Here is a 23565-nt window from a genome sequence, read left to right as displayed (position 1 = left end):
TCAATGGGGGCGTTATGATTGCTTGCGCATGACGGCCTGCAGCATCTGCATCTGCTGTGCCCCGAACCAGTGCATATCTTGTCTGCCGTAAATTTGTACAGCCTCGCCGGTAATATAATCCGAACGGGAAGAAGCCAGGAACACCGCCGAGTCCGCAACCCCTGATGGAGGGATTGCCCGTCCCTTGAACGCCGCCGGCGCCATATCGGTGTCCACGAGTGCCGGACATAGCGCGTTCACCTGAATATTGCTGTTTTTCAGCTCTTCCGACAGCGCCCGGGTCAGCCCGAGAACCCCATGCTTCGATGCCGCATAGGCGCTCATCATCGGATAACCGATAAACGAGGAATCTGATCCAATGTTGATGATTTTGCCCCGCTTCTGTTTAATCAGATGCGGTATGACCGCATAGCAGAAGTGATACGTTCCCATCAGATTCACCTGAATGATCGACTCCCACGCTCCGGGATTCATGTCCGTCATCGCGGCCATCCCGGTAATTCCGGCACTGTTGACGAGAATATCAATATGTCCGAAACGCTCCATCACCTGGTCAACTGCCTTCTGAACCCCAGGTCCGTCACTGACATCCATCGATATCGCCAGAACATCAGCGCCGAGCCTGCGGATTTCATCGGCCGTCTCCTGAAGCTGCTTCACGGATCTGGATACCAGGACAATGTCAGCCCCTTCCCGGGCCATGGACAGCGCGATGCTCCTGCCGATGCCTCTACTGCCGCCAGTAACAATTGCCACCTTTTTGGATAGCTGTCCTTCTCTTACACTAAAAGGCTGGGCCGGTATTTCCTGAATGGACGAAATAAGCTTAAGCATATTTTCCGTGTAATGTTCAGCCAGGCGATTGATTGTGGCGGCAGCATGAAGATTCGCTGAGTACTCGATTTCGACCACCAGCCTGCCCTCCTCAATGGAGAAAAAGAATTCAATCACCGATATTCTTTTTTGCTGCGGCAGCGAGAATCTGCGGTCCATCCCTTGCTTGGAGAACTCAAAGTCCGGCAGCTTCGGCATATCCCGGTTTCCGAGATAATTGGCCCTGATCGGAGTCAGTTTGACGTCCGGGTACATATAGAGCGGCAAATTCTCAGAAACCAGATCATAGCTCGCTCCGCCAAGCGGAACTTCCTCTAAACCCTGGCGAATGCTGCGGATGAGCTCCTGCCAGCCGCTATTCTCCCCTACCCTTATACCCATCGGGAAATTGACGGCAAAGTTGCCCGGTGTCTGCATGAAGCTCTTGCCGCCCAGCTCTCTTCCGTGTACCCGGTGGCTGACGATAACCTTTGATTGCTGGAAGAGATCGCCCAGCATCCGGTATAGAGGAGCCAGCAAAATCGGGTAGACGTTGCTGCCAAAGTGCTTTTTGGCCTTACCTAAAATCGACGATGTATTTTCTTTGTCAAATTCAAAACGCATAATCCTTGCGGACTGCTCATCATTTGGCCCCTTGAAAAAATCGGCGGGGAGCTTGCATACGGACTCCGGCGGAAACTGTGAAGACCAATAATCCACATAGTTTTTGGCATGGATTCTTTTCTCTTCCTGCGCCGCCCGTACAAAATCGGCAAACGGCTTAGCCTTCGGAAGCCGCACTTGCTCCGACCCTGATCCGAGTCCGGCGTAAATTTGCCAAATCTCCTGCAATAACAGCTGATTCGTAATGACATCCGAAATCAGGTGATGGCCAACCGCCGCGATATCGTACACCGACTCCGATACTTGAACCACGATAATTCTCCATAAAGGCCATTGATCGACCTTGAAGCCCTGTATCGCTTCGGTCAGGATTGTTTGGATCTCTTCATTTCTGTGGGCTTCCTCCATGTGGCTGCCATCGTAGAAGTCCACATTGCTGGCCATATCCCCTTCCAGGAAACGCTGTTCCCATCCAGAGTCTTGTTGCACCAGAACGCTTCTCAGCGCGTCATGACGCTGGTTCAGCAGAGCGGCGGCTTTCTTAAATTGCTGTAAATTGAGCTTCTGCTTGTATACAAACCGGGTATAGCCCGCCCAGCAGTACGGATAGTCAAAATAATTCATCAGCCAGCTTTGAGCCGGCGCAAGCGGAAGTGTGTTCTCCCCGGTCAAAGGGCGTTTCACTGAAGGCTCTTCCGCTCGTGGCTGTTCTTTCGCTGAACCTGATCCGCTGAACATAACGCGCAGCGCTTTGCGGTCCAGCTTGCCGTTCGGATTCTTGGGCAGCCGCGGCAGCCATTCCAGCCGATGCGGAACCATGTAGTATGGAAGCTTCCGGCCAATGAAATCTTTGATTTCTTTGTCTTCAGTCTGCTTTCCTGACAGGCAGGCGAGCAGTATTTGTTGTCCGGGAGAGGGCTCGATGACAATGACGGCTGCCTCATCAATCTTGGCATGAGCGCCAAGCACAGCCTCAACTTCACCCAATTCCACCCTGAAGCCGCGAAGCTTCACCTGATTATCGATGCGGCCATGATATTCGTAGCTGCCGTCCGCCCTTTTCGCCGTTAAATCACCCGTTCGGTAGATGAATTCTCCGGGAATTTCCGCGAATGGATTGGGATGAAAAGCTTCACGGGTCTTCTCCGGATTGTGCAAATACCCTTTGGCAAGCTGAATGCCGCCAATCCACAATTCGCCGATCTCGCCCTCGGGCAGTTCCCGCATATGCTCATCCAGATTCTTGATAAACACTCCAGGAATGGGCTTTCCGATGGGAATACTCATCTCACCAGCCGAACCCGGTCTTTCGGAAATAATGTGATAAGTCACATCTATAGAAGCTTCTGTAGGACCATAGAGATTAGCAAGTCCGGTGGATTTGCCATACCGGTCCATCCACTTCTGAACCGGCGAGAGAGGCAGTCCTTCTCCGCTAAAAATCAACCAGCGCAGCGCGGGAAACGTATATCCCTCGTCCTCCAGTGAATTTACAAATTCACCAAACAATGAAGGCACAAAGTGCATGACATTGATGCGGGTATCGGCCATCCACTGGGCTAAACTCCATGGATTCTTGACGACCTCCTTCTGTGCAGGACATACGGTCCCGCCATACATTAGCGGCCATAATAGCTCCCAAACCGAGATATCGAAGCAGCAGGAAGTCTTTTGCGCTACCCGTTCACCGGGTTGTAACCGGAAGGTCTCTTGATGCCATTCCAGCCGGTTCATATAGCCCCGGTGATTGAGAATGACTCCTTTGGGATTTCCGGTTGATCCTGACGTATACAGAACCACCATTACATCATGGGGCGAACTATCGACGTCAGGATCTCGATCGGAGCAATTCCTCCATTGCGCCGAATCAGCATCTTCATCCAGAATAGTTAATGTCTTGATAGACGGACTCTCCGAAACGATGAAGTCCGCCTGCTCTTTCAGCAGCTGTTCCGTCAACAGGAAATGAAGCTGAGCGTGCCGGGTAATATACTTAATCCGTTCAGGCGGATACACTGGATCAAGAGGAACATAAGCGGCCCCGGCCTTCAGAATTCCTAAAATTCCAATCAGCATTCGATGACCGGGGAGCGTCATAATCCCGACCAGACTTTGCGACTTCACTCCCTGTGAGCGAAGATAATGTGCCAATCGGTTAGATAATTCATCCAGCTCACGGTAAGTGACGCTTCGTTCTCCGTCCAGGACAGCGATCGCATCCGGTGTGACCTTGCATTGTTCGGAGATTTTCAAATAAGGAATGTCCGTTCCCGCCACTTTGTCGTTCACAGACGGCCGAATGTTCCTGTCTGCCATAGTGGAAATCATTTCATTGATTGTCCGGCACCCGAACAAAGACGCCTTATCGATATTCTCGAATACGTTGCCAAGCCGCGCGATGAGCCGGATACGCTGTAAGGAATCCAGGCCCAGTTCAGCTTCCAAATCCCTGGACATATCATCGGCCTCAAGTTTCCTAGTGCAGATTTCTTCAACGATTCTCCGTAATTTTTCTTCCATTTCTCTAGCCACTTCAACAACTTGCGTTCCCGGCATACCAGCGAGAGGTTCAGCCGTCTTCACTTCAACAGCGGCGAGCCTGTTAATATTTTCGATGAATCTACCCATATGCTCTTCCATGTACCCGTCGTCAAAAAAGGAGCTGTCATAATTCGATGTGATCATAAGTCTTCCTTGAAAGATTTCAACCAGGTTGTCTATCGTCCCGGGATTGGTGCCTGTGTAAGCTTCATAATCATGGATTTCATAATTTCCATATTTCTTATCAATGGATGTGTTCCCTACGAAGGAGAGGTAAAGATTTGATTTTAGAGTCGAACGGATCATGGAAGCTACCGCATCCGGCATGCTGCCATTCTGCAGACGGATCGAGTCTTTGGCATAGTGTGCAGCTCTGCAGGTCTGCGCCCTGTCCATTCCTGAGGATAACTTGCTGTTAATTACTTCTTTGGTTCTGCCAATCAGCGATTCCCAACCTTCGCCGGCATCCTCACAAGAAAAGGTGAGGGCAAGATTCTGCGCAAACGCGCTGAGTACGTCCGTTGCATCCATATTGGGGTAGAGCCTTCCGCTTGTCGGCAGATTGAGAATAATTCGGCTTTGCTCCTCCCCCTGCTGTTTTATCGTCTTTAGATACGCGCTGACCAGAAGAACAAACAGTGAGGTGCGCCATGCTTTCGTACGCTGAATAAGGAGAGCCGTTGTTTGCTCATCGATCCAATATTTCCGGGTATGAATCACAGGCCCGGTTGAGTGTTCAGCGGAAAACGTTCTGAAGGATTTATAAGGGTTAAAGAAATAGGTTCCCCTGCCCTGCTGCTGTACGTAATCATCCAGAGCTTGAATTTCCTCCGGCGCATTCCACGCATTCATTTTCATAACGATATGGTTATATTCATTGGCACGCAGGGCAGGCCCTAATTCCGCCATTCTTTTTTGTGACCTCGCGCCATAAATCTCCAGCAATTCCTTCAATATCTGCTGGTTGCCCAGACCGTCCGAGATGAGATGGTTGATGTCCAATATGAGCTCATATTCATCATCGGCGGTACGTATTACGGAGATAGTGTGCAGCGGCCACTGTGTAATATCAAATTTATGATTGAGCGAGTCTTCAAATTTCCGGGAGATCACTTGCTGCTGATTCTTTTCGTCCAGATGCCGGATATCCTCTACAGAAATTTCCGGAAGGGCAACATCCGTGAGCAGCTTCAGGCGGTAGCCTTTCAGACTGCTAGTCCCCTGATCAAGTGTAAACACGCTGCGCAGTATGGGATGGCGGTACACAAGTTCTCTCCAGGACTCCCGCAGACTTCCGGCATTCAGCTCACCCCTAACCTTCACTCCCGAGCTGATGGAGAGATTGGCTACAGATAAATAGGTAACCAAGAATAAATACTGGCTATGTATCATTTCAAGATATTCAGGATCATTTTCAGAAATTTCTGTCAAAACAGGAACGTCAGTGTTTATAACCGGTTTGGGGCCAATGCTATTATTCTTCCGCCAATCGACAAACAACTCCACAATATCCCCTATTGTCTGCAGGGTGAGCAGTGCAGCAAAAGAATATCTGCAGGTAAAATCATCTACCTGATCTGCAGGAATGAGTCTGAGCATACCGTTCATGAGCGAAATCATTTTGATGGAATCCAGACCTAAATCACTTTCCAGATCCATATCCACATGCAGATCCTCTATGTTGTGGCCGGCGATTTCGGAGATCAGTCCGCAGACCTCCACTTTCAATTGTTCGCGCATTTCAAGGGGTATGGATAATGCATTGGAAGTAACTGCGATTTCCGGATACTCCATAATATTTCTTCGGGAGGCTTCCCACTCCTCAAAAACCTTCACCAATTGGCGGACAGTTTGTATAATCAGTAATGACCCCACCGGATGGGCAGCATTAAAATCATCCAGTTGTTCCTCCGGGATAAGTGTAATCATTTCATTCATAAGCGTAATCATCTTAATGGAATCCAGACCCAGATCCTCTTCCAAATACATTTCAAGATCAATATCTTCAATCCTATGACCCGTTACACTGGAAACTATCTGAAAAATCCTTTGTTTTGTACTGCCGCTTTCTTTTGCTGGATCAACGTACATTTTGCTCATTAAGCTATCCCCCTCAAATAGTGAAATTCGCTTTGACCAACATCAAATACACCCTCACACTATCCATTCATGAAAGACTAGACTATAGATGCAAATCCTACTTGGGTTTATTGCCTCATACTATGTATGTACCTTTTACTGGGATTTCATGTCAATGATGATTTTCCTTAAATTTCATTTTTTATAAAATTTAACATTCCATTAACATAGATATGTATTAATACTATATAATCTGTTTTTACTAAATTTTCCAATAAAGTTTCAACAGGCAGCCAATTCATAACGAAAGCTTAAAAAAAAGAAGACGGACAGCATATGGATTTACGCTGCCCGTCTTCTGTTTCAAGTTATATGCAAACCGAAAATACCTCTCCAGAGTCTACTGCCCGCTGATATCCGCTTCATCCCCTCAGCCCCATCCGGTTGCCGGAGCTGTACCGGGCGAGCCCCCGGTGGAACAGCGTTAACGCGCCTGTCCCCAGCACAGTTACCGCAGCCAGCAGTCCGCCCATAAAGCCCCAGTTGAACTCCCGCAAGAAACCGACCGGCATATAGCTGATGAATCCGGCAGGCAAAATGGTAAACAGCATGATTTTTCCCCAGCTTTTGAAAATATCCGTTGGGTAGGTGCTGAATGACAAGAAGCCTATAAACATCTGATACCCGATTCCTTCCGCATTTCCGATATAGAAGGCAAGAGACTGGATCAGCAGGTTAAAAAAGGTGAAGATCATGGCGGCCAGCAGCACCGCAGCACCATATTTTATAAGCCCTAGCGGGGTATGCTGCCCGAACCAGGCATAGATCAACAGCCCGAACACAAAATCCCCTACCGCCGTAAGCGACATCCGGTTGACCAGAACATTCAGCAGCACCGGCTTGGGCTGAGCCAGATACAAATCCAAGTCACCGTGCGCCACGATAAAAGCGATGCGCAGCGTATTGCCGAACAGCATATTAGATATGCCAAAGCCGGCCGTGCTGACGGCCCAGACCATCATCACATCGCTCAAGGTCCATCCGTTGATCAGGGGAAATCGCTGAAAGTACATGGCCCAAAAGAACAGGAACACCGCATTGCTTAAGGCCATCATCCCCGCCGTCATGAAGAAGCTGAGGCGAAACTCCATGGCGCCGGCGAGATTCAGCTTCCATGCTGTAAAGACAAAGCCGTATTTTCGTTTAACCGCCGTTAACATTAAGCTTGTTCACCCCTCTCCTGTACACCAGGCTGAGCAACAGCCCGAACACCAGGCCCCAGGCAGCCTGGATTCCCAGCATCTGAAGCATTCTCCCGGCTTCAAATTGAACGGCCGTCTTGACCGGAAAGTAGATCATGGTCTGAAAAGGCAGCCAGCGGCAGATGCTCCGGAACGGCTCAATAAACAGCTCCAAGGGGAGCAACATCCCTCCCACTGTAAACAGCAGCTTGTCGTACACGAAGACCAAGCCTTGAATTTCTTCAACCCAGAAGGCACAGAGAGCCAGCATCATCCGGATCATAAAATTTAGCGTTACCGCCGCAGCCGCCACCGGCACAAAGCCGAGCCACCCCCATCCGAAGCCCGGGAGGCCGAAAAGCGCTAGACCCAGGGCGCCTCCCACCAGCAGGTTGACGACAAGCCTTACGGCAAATTCCCCGGCAAACTCCGCATACCGGTAGAGGATATAGCTCACAGGTCTGCACAGCAGGTACCCGATGCCGCCCGTCTTCACCTCGTCCTCCACAGTAATATGAAGCTTCGGCATAGCCGTAACCAGGGATTCCGAAAAAATCAGATACCAGATCAATTCCTCGAAGCGGTATCCTCCGATGACGGTCTCCCCTGCACCGGCATAAGTGGCGGTCCACAGCTGAATGAAGATATAGAGAATGATGAGAAGAAACAGCGTCCTTACCAGCAAATCCATAACATACATGAACTGATTTTTGACCGTTATCCGGCTGACGGCTCGATATTTGCGCAGCTTGACCGATACATTCATAAGGAACCTCCAGAAGCCTTGCCTTGGTGAAAAGCGGCTGCATGCGCAGCTTCCTTCTCCGCGCCTGCGGGATACCCGGCCAAGGAGCCTCGCGCCCCGCCGGTGCGCTCGTATATTTTGGCGATAATCTCCTCCATAGGAGGATCTTCAATGGTTACATCTTCTACCCTGTAGTGGGCGACGATGTATCCAAGAACCTCTTCGATGTTAATAACTGCGGTGTCTACGTTAAGCTTCAGCCCGCTCCCCTGCTGCTTCAGGATTTGTACGCCGGGGAGATCCATGGAGGCAGGCTTCTCCTTTAGCCGCAGCTCGATGGTTTTGTAGGTGAGGTAATCCCGCTTCATCCGGGATACCTCCTGATCGAGAATGATATCGCCATGGTTGATGACGATAGCTCTTTTGCACAACTGCTCAATATCGCCGGCGTCATGAGAGGTAAGGAACAGCGTGGTTCCTTCCTCCCTGTTCATCTCTACGATCAGGTCGCGAATCTTCTGCTTCACGACAATATCCAATCCGATGGTGGGTTCGTCCAGGAATACCACCCTCGGGCTGTGGAGCAGCGCCGCCACAATCTCACAGCGCATTCTTTCGCCAAGAGACAGCCTGCGCACCGGAGTATTCATATAAGGCCCAATCTCGAAGCGTTCCGCCAGATCGTCTCTGCGGCGCAGGAAGTCCGTTCTTGGGAGCTCGTAGATTGCCCCGAGCAGCTCGAAGGAGTCTACAGGCGGAAGATGATACCAGAGCTGCGACTTCTGCCCGAATACAGACCCGACCACGAAGCCCAGCCTGCCGCGCTCTTTCCAGGGGCACAGACCGAGCACCTCTGCCTGGCCTGATGTCGGATGCAGAATACCGGTCAGCATTTTGATCGTAGTTGATTTTCCCGCCCCGTTAGGTCCCATAAAGGCCAGGATTTCTCCCTCCTTCACCGCAAAATCAATCGGCCTCACCGCTGTTTTCTCCTTGTATACAGGCCGGAACAAAGACTGTACACTGCCGCGAAGCCCCTGCCGCTTTTCCTTGACATTGAACACCTTACTTAAGCCCTGCACACGTATGGCCGACATTGACAGTTCCTCCCCGGTTTTACTCCTAAAATAAAAAAAAGACCCTGGCATACGAATTTGCCGGAAGTCTTTTAACTCTATGATGTGACGCCATGATGTGGGTGACACCGTGCAGCATATTCGCAGCGCCTGGCTTTGCTTGGTTCAGCGGACTTGAGCCCCATTTCCCAGATATCCTTCCAATTATTTCTACCGATACTACCATACGGACAAAGAAACTGGCAAGTATAATATTACATATGTACGAGAAGTATTTGAGGGTTACCGGTCCAACAAGCTTTTCAACTTATCGAGCAGTTGCGGACTCAGATCAAGAATGCGGCTGTATATGTCTTTGGGCGAATCAAGCAATACCGTCTGGACTCCGGAAGGACCGATAATGAGAAACGCGACGGGAGTTACGGACGCGCCCGCTCCTATACCTCCTCCAAACGGCAGCGACGAAGAAGCAGAGCTTGAGAATTCGGTGCCCCCGGTCACAAATCCAAAATGGGTTCGGCAAATGGGGATTACGACGGTACCGTCCGGTATCTGGATCGGTTCTCCGATGACGGACTCTGCATCGATAACGCCTTTCAGATTAGGCAATGCGGTCTCCAGCAACCGATGAATATGCTCGGACATGTAAGCACCTCTCTATCGCTTAAGTGCTAACTAGTCTTGACAACATATTATCCCTTCAAACGGTCAAAAAAAGAAGACGGGGACGCATCCCCGCCTTTCTTGTTACTGAACCGCCTCTTTAATCGGCTCAGCAGCCTTGTTAACCAGCGGATTCCGGCTTATCATACTTCCCGCTTGCCCGCCTACAACCCGGCCCACCCGGTCGCCCAGTACGCCTCCAAGCATCGCCCCAACCACGGTGCCTACGCCGGGCATCACCGTACTTCCGAGCACCGCTCCGTACTCGACACCAGCCATTACGCCGACAGCCCCGGTTACGTTCTCAACCGTGTGCGCCGTATATTCCTTCTTGCTCAGCTGCCCTTGCTGCAAGCTCTTCGTGTCCTGAAGCTGCGACATGCCTCCGGCAAGAAGGCCTGCCCATAGCGATCCGCCTTGGAACATTAGGAAGCCCTCCATTCATTAAAATAACCGCATCTTGCGGTCTCATCAGATTGTGCCCAATTTGACTATTAGTTATCGGCTGTATTCTTGGAAATTGTCTCCTCATTTCGAGTAGTTAGCGACTGCAGCTTGCTTTGTGCCGAGGTACCCGCATCCTTCGCCATTTCGGTTAAATCGAGCACGGTCTCCGTCCCTTTGACGGCCCATCTCCTCACGGTTTTTCTAGCTTCCGGCGATAATGCCAACCATAATGCCGCAGCGCCGAATATCAAACCCGCACGTGATTTTATCATGAGAACCCTCCAAAAAAAGGATTAACTTAAGCAGATAAGATTATCTCTCAAAGCAAGGCGTTTTATGCATGAAGCTCCTTTAATCCAGCGCATAATCCAGTTTAAATTGCAAATACTACTTTTTGCGTAAAAATAAGCAGTAAATCCCCCCTATAAGGAGCAAATTCATGTCGATTACCGCTCATAGCAGGTTTATCCGCTTTTTGCCGGGGCGTATTCGCCTGGAATTTGCGGGTCTGCTGCACAGCAAGCCAACAGAGCTGTCTTTGCGTCAGGATCTGGCGCTCCTGGCGGGTGTCACTAAAGCCGAAGCATCCGCGATAACCGGCCGCATTCTCGTTATATATGACGAACGGCAAACTTCAGGGCGCCAACTGCTGCATCAACTGGAGCTGCTGGAGAGCAAGTATAACGGCCATGATAAAGAAGAAACAAGCATTCAAACATCCCAGGGCGGTCCTGAAAATGCAGCTGCCGAGCGGGAGGCATACGCCGAAGCGGCCGCTTCTTTGGAAACGCCAGAGCTGCCTGTGCAACCTTCGGTGCATGAAAGCTCCATTCCGGATTCACAGGCTGAACCCGAAACGCTGGTAACAAACTTGGCCCCGGTCTATCCCAGGTCCGCTTCGCCGCCAGGCGTCCCCCTCCCGCTTGCGATTGCGATGGGCGGACTTCTGGTGCTTGGAACCAAGCAGCTGATGTTCGGCAAATCTGCATTGGCCGCAAGCCCCGTTCCCTTCTACATGTCCGGGCTGGTCGCCGCCGTTACCGGGTATCCTTTTCTGCGAAGGGGCTTTAATCATCTCACCAAGCAGGGTAAGCTCAGTCCCGATCTGATTCTCGGCACCGCTGCGTTAGGACTTGCGCTCGTCCGGGAAAATCTTGTTGTATTGGGTGCTGTAAGCATTCTTCAGTATGTAAATTGGAAACGCAGCCGGATCGGGCTGACCGATACGGATGCCCAGCCGCTTTCTCCGGAAATTCAAGCCTACAGCGAGCGTGCCGGCCGCTTAGGCGCGGCCGCCGCGGCAGCCACCTGGCTGTTCACCCGCAGCCCTCTGCGGGCCATCGCGGTGCTGCTTGCCGCCAATCCGCGGCCTGCAACGATTCCGGTTAAGACGGCTTGGCAGCAGGCGGAGCTTTACTCCAAAGAAGCGCAGCCGAGTCTTCCCCAAGGAGCGCCGCTTTCGCATTTGGTCCAAACCGGCACGCTGCTGCTGGAAGACACATCGCTGCTGATGCAGACGAATATTCAGGAGACGGAATGTGTGTCACATGAGGAAGACCCGGACAAGATCATATGTCTAGCAGCAGGCTTGATGAAAAAAACCGCGCATCCGTGGAAAGAGGAAGTGCTGAATAAGGCAAAGCTAACCTGCCGTACGCTGCGTTCGGCCTTCCACGTCGCCGAAGAGGAGGACGGAATGAGCGGCCTGATCAGCAATACGTCTTATTGCGTCGGCAATCTTGGCTTTTGCAAGCGGCACGGAGTTGCCTTTGAGCGGTATTATCTTGAAGCTAAACGGATCGAAAGCAAAGGCTGCGAGGTACTGTACTTGGCGAAGCAAATCGGCGGGAATTGGATAACCCAAGGACTGATCTACCGCAGTCAGCAGCTCGATTCCGGGCGCAGGGCACTGCTCTCGCGGGCACGGCAGCAGGGCATTCAGGCCGCCGTGCTGGAGGATAGCCCCGGCATCGGCCGGGAAGCGCTCGCCCGGCTCGGCCTGCAAACGGATTGGCTGAACACTCCGATCAGTGAAGCGGCGGAGCGCATCGCCAAGCTTCATGAACAAGGAAACCGCGTGCTCCTTGTGAGCGAGTCTTTCGGTGGTGAGTACAGCCGCTATTTAATGGAAGCCGGCGTCCCCGGTGTAGCTTTCGAGCAGCTTGAGCGGGTGCTGGACGCCAAACAATCCGCTCAAAAGCTGGAGAATACTATAAATGAGCACTTCCAAATTACGAAGAAATGGAATGTACTCGGAGCTCTGCTGGCCGCCTTTGGCATGCTTAGCGCCCCAATTGCAAATTTGGCTAACGACGCCCTGTCGCTGATCTTTCTTTCCCGCACGCAAAAGCTGGCTCAGCAAGCATTTCCCGCTAATGCAGGTAGTGCCGCGTATGCCCATAACGAGGTGGCAGCGACGGCAGAAGCCGCCATGTGGCATGGTTTGCCCTGGGAATCTGTCACGCAGCAGCTTCAGGTTAACGCGCAGCGGGGCTTAACGGCGGCTCAAGTAAACGAATCGCGCAGCCGGTACGGAATGAATCGGCTGGCCGAAAAAGAGCATACCCCATGGATTGTCTCGTATGCTAGCCAGTTCAAAGAATTTACGACGCTGATTTTGCTGGGTACCTCCGTGCTCGCCCTGTTTACGGGCGGACTGTTCGACGGTCTCGCCATGGGCGCCGTGCTGCTCGCCAATGCAGCGATCGGCACGTTCCAGGAGCGAAAAGCTGAGCGGATTGTCGAAAGCTTGAATCAGTTTCAGCCTCCGGCCAGCAAGGTCATCCGTGACGGTGCGGAACAAAATATAAGCGCCATCGACCTGGTGCCGGGCGACATCGTCTGCCTTGAGCCAGGGGACCGGGTGCCTGCCGATATTCGTCTCATTCGTGCATGGAACCTGGAAGTTAACGAAGCGGCGTTAACCGGCGAATCAGTCCCTGTCGTGAAGCAGGAGAGCGAGGCCGAAGAAGATTGCCCGCTGTCTGAGCGCAGCTGCATGCTGTATATGGGGACGGATATCTCCCGGGGAAAAGCTTTGGGTGTCGTTGTCCAGACCGGCATGAATACGGAATTCGGCCACCTGATGTCGCTGCTCAAAACCAATGAGAAAACAACTACCCCGCTTCAGGAGAAGGTTACGTCCATTAGCAAAAAATTTATCAAATGGGCGTTTATCGCCGGAAGTATCGTATTTGTTTCCGGGCTTCTGCGCGGCGTTCCGTTTCCTCAGTTGGTGAGCACCTCGATCACGCTTGTCGCCTCGGCGATTCCCGAGGGGCTTCCGGTTACCATCACGATCGCGCTGAGCGCGGGTATCTTCCGCATGTCCAAGAAAAATGCGCTCGTCCGCAAGCTGTCGGCTCTTGAGACACTGGGCCATGCGACGATCATCTGTACGGATAAGACCGGCACGCTGACGAAAAATGAAATGACGGTCAAGCAAGTCGCCGCCATCGGCCGTGCCTGGGAGGTATCCGGGGGCGGATACGACCCGGCGGGCGGTTTCCGGGATAAGAGCGGGGCAGAGGGCGGCTCCAGCCTGCCGGATTCCACGGCGTATGAAAGCTCCCCTGCGCAGCCGGAACTGCAGCGAATCCTGCAGATCGCCTGCTTGTGCAATAACAGCAAATTGGTCAAGCAGGGAGACAACTGGTCGATGCAAGGAGATCCGACCGAGGGCGCGCTGCTGGCCATGGCCTATAAAGGCGGGGTCAAGCCGGAGCAGCTGACCCACTGGCATCGCGGCGCGGAGGTTCCTTTTGATTCCGGCACGGGAAAAATGAGCGTAATGTGCAAGGACACTTCGTCCGGGCATGCTTGTTACATTTTCTCCAAGGGCTCCGTAGAATCGATTCTCCGCCGCTGCAGCAAATATCAGCAGGACGGCGAAGTGTACCCCGTCACCGAGCAGCTTCGAGCGGATATCCTGAAGGAAAGCGAACGGCTCGCTTCCAGCGCTCTGCGTGTGCTTGGCTTCGCCTACCGTCCGCTGGAAGCAGATGAACATGATCAGCAGGCGGACCTCGACGAGCGGGATATGATCTACGTCGGCATGGCCGGCATGATCGACCCGCCGAAGGCCGATGTGCAAAAAAGCATCGAAGAAGCGCTCTCTCTCGGCGTGAAGCCTGTCATGATTACCGGGGATCATCCGATCACGGCGATCGCCATCGCCGAGCAAATCGGCATTGTGGGCGGCAGCCAGCCGGGTCAAGTCCTCACCGGTCATGAACTGGACCGGATGAGCGACGAGGAGCTTGAGCAGTCTGTCGACCGGGTGTCCATTTTTGCCCGTATGACGCCGGAGCATAAGCTGCGCATCGTCAGCATGCTGCGCAAAAAAGGGCATATCGTCGCCATGACCGGGGATGGCGTGAATGACAGCCCAGCGATCAAGCGGGCGGACGTCGGGATCGCGATGGGTCAGGCCGGGACGGAGGTAAGTAAAGCAACCGCCGATATCGTATTGAAAGAAGACCACTTCGGCTCCATCGTTGAGGGGGTCAAGGAAGGCCGTACAATTATCGGCAATATCCGTAAGGCGCTTGGCTGTCTGCTCACAGGCAATCTTGCGGAAATTCTCGTAACGAGCGTTGCCGTTATTGCCGGGATGCCGATTCCGCTTGTGCCCATTCAAATTTTGCTGATGAACATGCTGACGGACGCGCTGCCGGCCATGGTTCTGGCCGTCAACCCAGGCAGCAAAGCGAAGCGGACGAAACGGGCAAATATTGTGGACAAGCCGCTGTATCGCAAGGTTATCACGCGCGGAGTACTGCTTGGCGCGGGATCGCTCGGTCTGTTTGGTCTGGCTCTGGCCTCCGGGCAGCCAGTAGCGGTGGCGCAAAGCGTCGCTTTCGCGACGCTGGTGGCAGGCCAGCTGATCCAGACGTTCTCCTGGCGCCAGGAAGACACCGAGCAAACGGTGAGCGATTGGAGTAAAGACCGCTTCCTGGTCGGCGCATTGAGCATCTCCTGGCTCGCCTTACTGAGCGCGCTGTATGTGCCTGCACTCAACCAGTTTTTTCATACCGCGCCAATTCCCCTGCAGCTCTGGGGGCCAATCCTGCTCGTCGCAGGTTCGATTTCCTGGCTCTCGAAGCCGATCCTGTCCTTACTCGAAAGGAAGGACCAGACGACGGGCATGGCTGCCCTCTCCTATTCCGCGGCCTAGCTGCGGGATAGGCTTTTCATATCATTTCCATATCAACTTTAGGGAGGTTACCGAACATGCTGGAAAGAAACGCGGACAGACTTATTGTGGGCACTGCTCTCGCTTTTGCAGCCTCCACGCTTTGGCCGATTGTGAAAAACACCTTAAAGCCGCTTGCAGCTACCGGGATGCAAGGTGCCGCAGGTTTGACGGAACGTATCCAATACGCCATGCAAATCGCTCGCGATGAAATGGAAGACATTGTCGCCGAAGCCCAATTCGAACGGATGAGAAAGAAGCTCGATCAGGATATTTCTGCGGAATCCGCTTCATTCGAAGAGACCGGAGGCACACTTCATGCAGAATGAAGCCATTGATCAGCATCTTCAGGAAGCGCTGGCGCATTTGGAGGAAGCCATCAATCAAAGCATACATAGCGTGATGGACAATCAAGCCTCCAGCAAGGAGATCGGCGGCAAGTGGGAGCATTTTTTAGGCCAGTTCTACGGTATGGTGAAGGATAAGGGGAAAAAGTCACGGGTCAACCTGCTCAGTTGGATCTCTTTTGCCAAAATCCGTTGACCTTCGGTACAAAACTGTATTATCATCGAGCTATGTAAATCCGGCAATAGCCGGACGCATCCAGATTGGATGCCTACCGTTTGGGGCCGCAGGCGCCAGGCGACTTGTGTGAAAGATCAAGTCCCTGGTTTTCTGCGGTTTTTTTGCGTTCACCAAAACGTTATTTTAAGGGAGGTAATTGTTTGAATATTCACAGCCGGTTAAGGGCAGAGGTTGCACAGAGGCTAGTCATGAAATCTTTGGATTTGTATAAGAACGACGTATTATCCATATTTGTCTGCTCGTCCGTTGGCAGAGGGGACTCGGATGCCCATTCAGATATTGATCTGCATTTCATTTATAAGGATACCTTACGCGATTTCAAAATGTATGCAACGCTTGAAGAGGGGATCGCGGTGGATTGGGTCTGGGAACCGTATGAGCACTATAATGATTTTGAAGAGATCATGTGCCATTTTTCCAAGCCGCATAACATTAAAAACTCGATAATTTTATATGACCCCCACGGCTGGTTCGGCGAACTGAAAAATCAGGTAATTCCTGATCTGGAGAAGAAGGACTATGTTTTAAGAAGGGTGAAGCTGCTTTGGGAAAATAAATCAAGATCATTAGAGCAGGCGATCCAAACGGATCAATTCGGAGATTTTATTCGTTCTTTTATGCAATACCGGACCATCGCTTTAATCCCGCTGGCTGCCTGCACCCTCGATCCCAGCGCAAGAAAGCTGCTCATTCAAGCCAAACGATCCCTGGAGCTGCTTGGCGCGAATAGCGATGCCGGGATGTTCGAGCTATTATTTGGATGCCGCGGCATAACAAAGAACGAAGCATTGCACTTTTCAACAAGAATGATGGAAACGTATGACTACTGTATAAAAGTCCAAACTGCCGATTACCACGGGATCAATCCGCCCAAAAGAGATTACCATTATAATGGAATCAAACAGCTCATTGAAGAAGGCTTCCATAAAGAAGCCATCCACCCCATCCTCGAATGGATATCGCTTGCGGACTATCGGATCACCCAGGATACCGGACGCACCGGATGGTGGACGTCTTACAAAGACGAACTGTACAACCGGCTTGGCCTCTCCCCGGAAGGAATGAATGTCAAAAAAGAATTCATGCTGGATACTCATAACCTGCTCAAGAAATACTGTAACGTTCGAGGTTTCAATTAAGCAGCAAAACAGCGCCAGCCACCAGGCTGGCGCTGTTTTTCATTTTAGGCCGGTTCTGTCCTTCCTCAATTCCAAGTTAATCATGTAACAATATATAACTTGCAAATAAAAAACTTCTACCAATGCATTACTCCCACGAAAGATAGACCTCGTTTTAGCGGCAGTTTTTCTTACATTTCAAGGAATCGGCCAACTCGTTAATATCTGATAACCTTCCTTAATCTTCAATAATTACCTATCCCCCCTCATTTTTTTATGCAAAGTGAATAATTTTCTAATTTTCTTTTGTTGAGTTTAAATAATGAATAATTAAAATTTTTGCCTTATACTAATGCCATCAAGAAGGTTTGCTTGCCCGAACATGTTAATATCACTAACATTTAAAGAAAGGTTGGTTGGAATGGAACCCAAAAATTTTTCTCCGTCCCTCAGCAACACAGATTTATTACCGGTTAAACCGGAAGAACGAAATTGGAAGGCTTTTAACTTTGCTTCCATCTGGATGGGTTGTATTCATAACATACCGACCTATGCGACTGTTGGCGGACTCATTGCTATCGGCATGTCTCCTTGGCAGGTTTTGGCGGTAATCCTGGTCGCTTCGCTGATTTTGTACGCAGCGCTTTCGTTAAATGGGCATGCGGGCGCAAAATACGCCATTCCGTTTCCGGTATTTATTCGATCGTCCTATGGTGTTCTCGGAGCAAATATTCCTGCACTCCTTCGCGGTTTTGTTGCCATTATGTGGTTTGGCATTCAAGCATTTGCCGGAAGCACCGCGCTTAACATCCTACTGCTAAACGTCTGGGATGGTTGGGGAACGCTCGGAGGAGACTGGAATCTGCTTGGTCTTCACCTGCCCGGACTGCTGTCTTTCCTTCTGTTCTGGGGTTTGAATGTTCTTGTCCTGCATCATGGAATGGAGTCGATCAAAAAGTTTGAGGTGTGGGCAGGACCTTTAGTGTATGTCGTCTTTGGCGGCATGGTTTGGTGGGCGATTGACATCGCCGGCGGACTGGGCCCGATCTATGCTCAGGCGAGTAAGTTTCAATCATTCAACGAACTATTCTGGGTGTTTGTAGCATCTGTTACCGGGATCATCGGCATTTGGGCGACTCTGATTTTAAATATTCCTGATTTCACCCGTTTTGCAAAATCCCAAAAAGAACAAATCAAGGGACAATTTTGGGGATTACCGGGTACCTTCATTTTATTCGCTTTCGCAAGCATTACCGTTACGTCCGGCTCTCAGGTTGCTTTTGGCGAACCGATCTGGGATGTTGTGGAAATTCTCAAATACTTCAATCATCCGTTTATTATTGCTGTTTCCGTAATTACGCTGTGCATGGCATCGGTTTCCGTTAATGTGGCTGCCAATATTGTTTCGCCTGCTTACGATCTGGCCAATCTGTTCCCGAAATGGATCACATTCAAGCGCGGAGGATATATTGCGGCTTTCCTGTCTTTGTTGACTGTACCGTGGAAAATGATGGAGCAATCTACCAGCATCTTTGCCTTCTTGGGCACCATTGGCGGAGCGCTCGGACCTGTAGCCGGGGTCATGTTCGCCGATTACTTCATCATCCGGAAGCGAACACTGGAGGTAGAAGACCTTTACAAGTTAAATGGGAAATATACGTATTACAAAGGCTATAACTACCGCGCATTTGTGGCAACCGCCATTGGAGCCTTCGTATCCCTGATTGGGCAGTTTGTTCCTTCGCTAAAATACTTGTACGATATTTCCTGGTTTGTAGGGGTTTTGTTTGCTTTCGTTACGTATGTTGCCCTGATGAGACTGCATCCGCCGGCTGAGATGGCAATGAATGAAAGCAAAAAGTCCCTCATTCAAAAATCGGTTTGAGGTGATACGAATTGAAAAAACATGATCTGGTCGTTAAAGGAGGGCACGTCGTCTTGGAAGACGGCGTGCGTCTTCTTGATATCGGCATTCTTGATGGGATTATTGTTGAATTAAGCGAAAATATCGACGCCGGCGGGAACGTGATCGACGCCTCGGGCCTGACGATCATGCCGGGGATGATCGATATTCATGTTCATTTTGATGAGCCGAACCGTGCGGACTGGGAAGGGTTTCAGAATGGGTCCCGGCTGATCGCGGCAGGGGGAATTACCACCTATTTTGACATGCCGCTCAATGGCAATCCCCCCACGACAACCGCAGCCACGCTTATTGAAAAACAATCATTGGCTAACAGGAATTCTTATGTGGATTATGCGCTGTGGGGCGGCTTAGTCCCGGGGAACCTGAATGAACTGGAAGGAATGGCGGAACAGGGGGCCATTGGCTTTAAGGCGTTCATGTCCTCCGCAGGCTCCGAGTTTGGGCGAGTGGATGAAATGACCCTTTACCGGGGAATGGAAAAAATATCCAAGTTGAATAAAGTTCTGGCGCTGCATGCGGAAAGTGAGGCAATCACGCAAGAATTGACCCGGGAAAAATGTTCAAACGGACGTGTCTCGGTCCGTGATTATGTGGAATCCCGCCCCCCGCTTGCCGAGATGGAAGCGGTCAGCCGCGCCTTGCTGTATGCTGAAGAGACGGGTTGTCCGCTGCATTTTGTTCATATCAGCCATCCGAAGACCGTGGAAATGATCGAATGCGCGAAGCAAAGCGGATTGGACGTGACGCTTGAAACCTGCCCCCATTACCTGCTGTTCACAGAAGATGATTTTGAACGGATCGGCCCTTCCGCCAAATGCGCCCCGCCGCTGCGGAACAATCAGGCCAAGGAACAATTATGGGAGCAGCTCGGGAATGGAAAGATCGATATGATTACCTCGGATCACTCTCCATGTCCTTCCTTTATGAAATTTGATCATCCGGATAATATGTTTGAAGTTTGGGGCGGGATTTCAGGAGGCCAGTTCTCCCTGGAGACCATGGTGACCGAAGCTCATCTGAACCGAAATATACCGCTGCCGCAAATCTCCAAATATCTATCAACGAATCCGGCCAAGCGGTTTGGGTTATATCCTCATAAAGGGGCTATATCTGCCGGTTTTGACGCCGATTTGGTCCTGTTGGATATGAATCTGGAACGAACAGTTGAGCAGGAAGATCTGCTTTCCAAACATCCGCACAGCCTTTACATTGGGCATACACTGAAATGCGCTGTACAAATGACCCTAAGCCGGGGAAAAGTGGTGTACGACCGTAGGCATGGCATTCAAGGCGAATGCTCCGGTGAAATGGTTCGGTAGCTCATTTGGGTGAAGTAAGCTCGGGACATTCGGGCAGAATAAGCTCCTCCTCTTTAGCCGACAAATTGTCGGCTTTTTGCTTTATCAATAATTGGAGAAAAGACCCCTTCCTCTACTGCCAAGAAGATGCTTTCCATTCGAGGAGTAAATGCTACGAGCTTGGCGGGTGTTAGGGGAAGCCGGTGATCTAAGCGGTCATGCGCACGGAAATGCCTTGCTTCGCCATGCAGGTCTAAATCTGGCTACAGCTAAAGTGTGTCCGCAAGCAGCTTAACGGCGTTATTTCACCAGTTGATGATTCGCAGGATTGACAAGAAGCACGGTTAGCGACACGATAATATGTCAATTCCAGTATATGGTACAATGTTATTAAGGGTTCATAAGGCATCAATCTAGCAATAAAAGGAGGTTGCAAAGAGTTGAGTAAAGATGAAAGACTATTTGAATTTCAAACCTTAGCTTCTAATACATTAGAATCATTAGTTACAACGTTTAATCGAAAAGCAATCATTAACAGCATTGCTCCGTTAACTAGGGGGATGAGTACAAGCAATTATGTTGTACAGTTAGAAGGCAATACGAAAAAGTATGTGTTAAGGATTTATCCACTTAACAATGACCACAGCCAACTTGAAATCGCAGCGTATAACTATGCGAGAACAATGATACGAGTCCCCGAAATTTATTTCTTTGACAATAGCAAGCAATTAATTCCTAACTCTTACATAATCATGGAATTTATTGAAGGTTTTACTCTTGGAGAATTTATTACCGAGAACAATGGATTTCCTAATAGTGTTGTTCGCAGTATTAGCGGTTCTCTGGCATTGTTACATCAAACTGAATACACGCATATGGCACTACTTGATGAAAATTTGCGTATTAAAGAAAATTTTGAACCTATAACGAGCCAGTATCACACTCTTTTTAATGGATTAGCTGGTATACATATTAAACCTTCAACAAAAGAGAAATTCCTCCATTTTATTAACTGCAATGCAGAGTTATTAAAACAAGTTGCTTCAAAACATGTTTTTTCTCATGGTGATTTCATTTTTTCTAATATCATTGTTACCCCTTCATTGCAAACCTGTTTTATAGATTATGAGTATTGTTTTTCTGCACCTGTGTTTTATGATATAGGTAAATTTTTTAGGACAAGAACTAATGTCGAAAGATATATCGGTACAGAAACCATCTCCGCTTTTTTTGAAGGCTATAACAGTAAGGCAAAAGAGCCTTTACCTAAAGAATGGTATATCTATTCAAAGATTGCTGATGTAGCGACCATGCTCCATCTAATAAATAAACCTAATATTCCCGAAGGGTGGGGTCTTGCTATTGACACCGAAATTGAAAAAACATTGGACTTACTTGCATACTAGCTTCTTGCATTGAGGTAAAGAAAACGATAGAAAACCACTCCATTCTTTAGGAGTGGTTTTGACTTTATATGCTAATGTATATTTCAAGCACTCATTAAGGTGCTTAGAGCATAGATATTTCTTAAGGCCGCCAAAGTCTCCTGCACTTTCTCTCTTATGATGTTTCGAGCTTATTTTACGGAAGCCGGTGGCTTTCCCGTTTTGGCTGATACAGAAAAATAACTCATCTCAACAGGTGAGACGGGCTTTGATTTCGGTTCCCCCCTCAGTTTCTCCGACACGCCGTCCTGGCTTTCATCTGAGCAGTCCCGGCGGTATCTTCCCTCCTCCAGCTTCATGTCGATAAAATCGACGACCTGCTGCAGCGAGGCGATTTGGCTGACGATATTTTCCCGGTGGCTCCTTATGTGCTCCACCAGTTCGGGATATTCCGCGGGATCGGTGTCGGCGGAAACCGCCAAAAACGGCCGCATTTTCTCCAGCGGCATCCCCGTTTTTTTCAGGCAGGATATCAGCCGGATCGTATTGATGTCCTCCTGCCGGTAGATGCGGTGCCCGTTGTCCTTCCGGTCCGCCCGGGGTAGCAGCGCGATCTTTTCGTAATAACGGATCGTATCCTCGGAAATTCCGGTTTGCTCGGCGGTTTGCTTCATTGTAAAGGTTTGCTCTGCCATCATCCTGTTCCCTCCCGGAGATTGCTTTTTTTGTGCATTATACATCTTGGTGCTGGCTCCAAGTCAAGTCTCTTATCCTTAGGACAAAAACTTTGCTTACGTGCCTTGACTTGGAGTCGACTCCAAGTTATAGAATGTGCGCTATCAGGGGGAAATATCCCGACTTCAGGAGGAGACGTACAATGAACACGAACCAACGTGAAAATATCGCACTGATTACAGGCGCAAGCAACGGGATCGGGTTGGAATTAACACGGAAGTTGCTGTCGGAGGAATGGCAGGTGGTTGCTTTGAACCGTTCCGACTTTCCTGCGGATGATATGAGAATCCAAAAAGCTATCAATAATGGATGGCTTCGCATTTATAAAATAGCGGATCTCGCCGATTATGCCAGCCTGAGACGTACTTTGGAAGAGATCAAAGGAAAGGAGCGGCGGATCGACATCTTGTTCAACAATGCCGGCGGGAGCTTTCCCGAGCTAAGTTATTCGAAACAAAGGCGTGAGAAACATTATGAACTGATGACGGTCGTTCCGTATATCATTCTGATGGAATTGAAGGAACTCTTAAAAAACGGCGGCTTAAAAACGGTGGTCAATACCTCATCTTCAGCACTTAACTATGTGAAAGAGTTTAATATCGAAATCCTGGAACGCCCCAAAACCTTCCGCAAACTGCTCGGTCCTTATGCCACTTCAAAGCTGGCGCTTTCGCTGTGGACTCAGGCTATCGCATCGCAGCTTGCCAAGGAAGGCATTAAGATCCGCAGCGTTGACCCGGGTGGCAATAATACACTAAGAAAAGGAACAAAATCCGGACTGCCCATAGTGGTTAATTTGCTAATGAAGCTGTTTTTCTCTCCGACTACCCACGGCGCGAACCTGTTGTATGAGGGGGCCCTCGGGGAACACCGTAATGAGACCGGCGTGTTTTTGCTGAAAGGTCAGGTTGCAAATTTAAAATTTAAAGATCAAGCGCGGAACATTTTGGAAAGAATTAATGCGATTTACAAACACGAATTTCTTGGTGAGCGCACCTGAGGACATGCTCCTTCTTTCATCCGCGAATCTCAAAATATCTACGGAAGACGATTCCTTTATGGAATTTGCTTTATAAGTGAATGAAGTAAGTTGA

General features: G+C 50.1%; 16 protein-coding genes and 1 pseudogene. 9 read left to right on the top strand and 8 right to left on the bottom strand.

All coding sequences use genetic code 11. The features are described 5' to 3' along the window. Nucleotides 1-12: 12 nt before the first annotated feature. The 7 genes from PDUR_RS08595 to PDUR_RS08565 form a co-directional block, all read right to left on the bottom strand. Entirely contained in the window at nt 13-6078 is a 6066-nt protein-coding gene (locus tag PDUR_RS08595) for a non-ribosomal peptide synthetase (protein WP_233277508.1), read from the bottom strand. A 401-nt stretch (nt 6079-6479) separates the two neighbouring features. Then, nucleotides 6480-7277 (bottom strand): ABC transporter permease, encoded by a 798-nt coding sequence (locus PDUR_RS08590; RefSeq protein WP_042205913.1) that lies wholly within the window; start codon nt 7275-7277, stop codon nt 6480-6482. Next, nucleotides 7261-8064, bottom strand: a complete 804-nt coding sequence (locus tag PDUR_RS08585; protein WP_042205912.1) for an ABC transporter permease — start codon at nt 8062-8064, stop codon at nt 7261-7263. The genes PDUR_RS08590 and PDUR_RS08585 overlap by 17 nt, the downstream gene beginning before the upstream one ends. Next, nucleotides 8061-9140, bottom strand: coding sequence for an ABC transporter ATP-binding protein (locus PDUR_RS08580; protein WP_081949441.1), 1080 nt, complete (start codon nt 9138-9140; stop codon nt 8061-8063). The genes PDUR_RS08585 and PDUR_RS08580 overlap by 4 nt, the downstream gene beginning before the upstream one ends. Before the next feature lie 261 nt (nt 9141-9401). Then, nucleotides 9402-9764 (bottom strand): GerW family sporulation protein, encoded by a 363-nt coding sequence (ytfJ, locus tag PDUR_RS08575; protein WP_042205911.1) that lies wholly within the window; start codon nt 9762-9764, stop codon nt 9402-9404. 102 nt (nt 9765-9866) lie between these two features. Beyond that, nucleotides 9867-10208, bottom strand: coding sequence for a hypothetical protein (locus tag PDUR_RS08570; protein WP_042205910.1), 342 nt, complete (start codon nt 10206-10208; stop codon nt 9867-9869). Nucleotides 10209-10276: 68 nt separating this feature from the next. Further along, entirely contained in the window at nt 10277-10501 is a 225-nt protein-coding gene (locus PDUR_RS08565; protein WP_042205909.1) for a hypothetical protein, read from the bottom strand. A gap of 167 nt (nt 10502-10668) precedes the next feature. Here PDUR_RS08565 and PDUR_RS29110 point away from each other — a divergent pair, with 167 nt between their 5' ends. The 8 genes and pseudogenes from PDUR_RS29110 to PDUR_RS08530 all read left to right on the top strand — a co-directional run bounded on the left by PDUR_RS29110 (nt 10669) and on the right by PDUR_RS08530 (nt 21757). Next, on the top strand, nt 10669-15405 hold the full coding sequence (locus tag PDUR_RS29110; protein ID WP_042205908.1) for an HAD-IC family P-type ATPase: 4737 nt from the start codon (nt 10669-10671) through the stop codon (nt 15403-15405). A gap of 56 nt (nt 15406-15461) precedes the next feature. Further along, nucleotides 15462-15752, top strand: a complete 291-nt coding sequence (locus tag PDUR_RS08555) for a hypothetical protein (protein ID WP_042205907.1) — start codon at nt 15462-15464, stop codon at nt 15750-15752. After that, complete coding sequence (locus tag PDUR_RS08550) at nt 15742-15966, top strand: hypothetical protein (RefSeq protein ID WP_042205906.1); 225 nt, start codon at nt 15742-15744, stop codon at nt 15964-15966. The genes PDUR_RS08555 and PDUR_RS08550 overlap by 11 nt, the downstream gene beginning before the upstream one ends. Before the next feature lie 182 nt (nt 15967-16148). Continuing rightward, nucleotides 16149-17147: a hypothetical protein gene (locus tag PDUR_RS08545; protein ID WP_156130375.1), complete on the top strand. Its 999-nt coding sequence runs from the start codon at nt 16149-16151 to the stop codon at nt 17145-17147. 400 nt (nt 17148-17547) lie between these two features. Further along, nucleotides 17548-19011 (top strand): NCS1 family nucleobase:cation symporter-1, encoded by a 1464-nt coding sequence (locus PDUR_RS08540; RefSeq protein WP_042205904.1) that lies wholly within the window; start codon nt 17548-17550, stop codon nt 19009-19011. An 11-nt stretch (nt 19012-19022) separates the two neighbouring features. Continuing rightward, entirely contained in the window at nt 19023-20372 is a 1350-nt protein-coding gene (locus PDUR_RS08535) for an allantoinase (RefSeq protein ID WP_042205903.1), read from the top strand. A gap of 117 nt (nt 20373-20489) precedes the next feature. Further along, nucleotides 20490-20622: pseudogene (locus PDUR_RS29740) on the top strand (IS110 family transposase); the annotation flags it as partial. A gap of 169 nt (nt 20623-20791) precedes the next feature. Continuing rightward, on the top strand, nt 20792-21757 hold the full coding sequence (locus PDUR_RS08530) for a phosphotransferase family protein (RefSeq protein ID WP_042205902.1): 966 nt from the start codon (nt 20792-20794) through the stop codon (nt 21755-21757). A 170-nt stretch (nt 21758-21927) separates the two neighbouring features. Here the strand turns inward: PDUR_RS08530 and PDUR_RS08525 are convergent, their stop codons facing one another. Then, a complete protein-coding gene (locus PDUR_RS08525) occupies nt 21928-22434 on the bottom strand; it encodes a MerR family transcriptional regulator (protein ID WP_042205901.1) in 507 nt (168 codons plus the stop codon). 179 nt (nt 22435-22613) lie between these two features. On the opposite strand from PDUR_RS08525, the gene PDUR_RS08520 reads away from it, so the two are divergent. Further along, on the top strand, nt 22614-23471 hold the full coding sequence (locus PDUR_RS08520; protein WP_042205900.1) for an SDR family NAD(P)-dependent oxidoreductase: 858 nt from the start codon (nt 22614-22616) through the stop codon (nt 23469-23471). Nucleotides 23472-23565: the final 94 nt, after the last annotated feature.

It is taken from the genome of Paenibacillus durus (assembly GCF_000756615.1).
Taxonomy (GTDB): domain Bacteria; phylum Bacillota; class Bacilli; order Paenibacillales; family Paenibacillaceae; genus Paenibacillus_AQ; species Paenibacillus_AQ durus.
This window is presented reverse-complemented; position numbering and strand designations above follow the sequence as displayed.

What these genes read in the sequence shown, in the direction of transcription:
- PDUR_RS08555 (WP_042205907.1), top strand. Translation starts at nt 15,462, where the DNA reads ATGCTGGAAAGAAACGCGGACAGACTTATTGTGGGCACTGCTCTCGCT.
- PDUR_RS08580 (WP_081949441.1), bottom strand. Translation starts at nt 9,140, where the DNA reads ATGTCGGCCATACGTGTGCAGGGCTTAAGTAAGGTGTTCAATGTCAAG.
- PDUR_RS08565 (WP_042205909.1), bottom strand. Translation starts at nt 10,501, where the DNA reads ATGATAAAATCACGTGCGGGTTTGATATTCGGCGCTGCGGCATTATGG.
- PDUR_RS08590 (WP_042205913.1), bottom strand. Translation starts at nt 7,277, where the DNA reads ATGTTAACGGCGGTTAAACGAAAATACGGCTTTGTCTTTACAGCATGG.
- PDUR_RS08595 (WP_233277508.1), bottom strand. Translation starts at nt 6,078, where the DNA reads ATGAGCAAAATGTACGTTGATCCAGCAAAAGAAAGCGGCAGTACAAAA.
- PDUR_RS08585 (WP_042205912.1), bottom strand. Translation starts at nt 8,064, where the DNA reads ATGAATGTATCGGTCAAGCTGCGCAAATATCGAGCCGTCAGCCGGATA.
- PDUR_RS08550 (WP_042205906.1), top strand. Translation starts at nt 15,742, where the DNA reads ATGCAGAATGAAGCCATTGATCAGCATCTTCAGGAAGCGCTGGCGCAT.
- PDUR_RS08570 (WP_042205910.1), bottom strand. Translation starts at nt 10,208, where the DNA reads ATGTTCCAAGGCGGATCGCTATGGGCAGGCCTTCTTGCCGGAGGCATG.
- PDUR_RS08540 (WP_042205904.1), top strand. Translation starts at nt 17,548, where the DNA reads ATGGAACCCAAAAATTTTTCTCCGTCCCTCAGCAACACAGATTTATTA.
- PDUR_RS08520 (WP_042205900.1), top strand. Translation starts at nt 22,614, where the DNA reads ATGAACACGAACCAACGTGAAAATATCGCACTGATTACAGGCGCAAGC.
- PDUR_RS29110 (WP_042205908.1), top strand. Translation starts at nt 10,669, where the DNA reads ATGTCGATTACCGCTCATAGCAGGTTTATCCGCTTTTTGCCGGGGCGT.
- ytfJ (WP_042205911.1), bottom strand. Translation starts at nt 9,764, where the DNA reads ATGTCCGAGCATATTCATCGGTTGCTGGAGACCGCATTGCCTAATCTG.
- PDUR_RS08525 (WP_042205901.1), bottom strand. Translation starts at nt 22,434, where the DNA reads ATGATGGCAGAGCAAACCTTTACAATGAAGCAAACCGCCGAGCAAACC.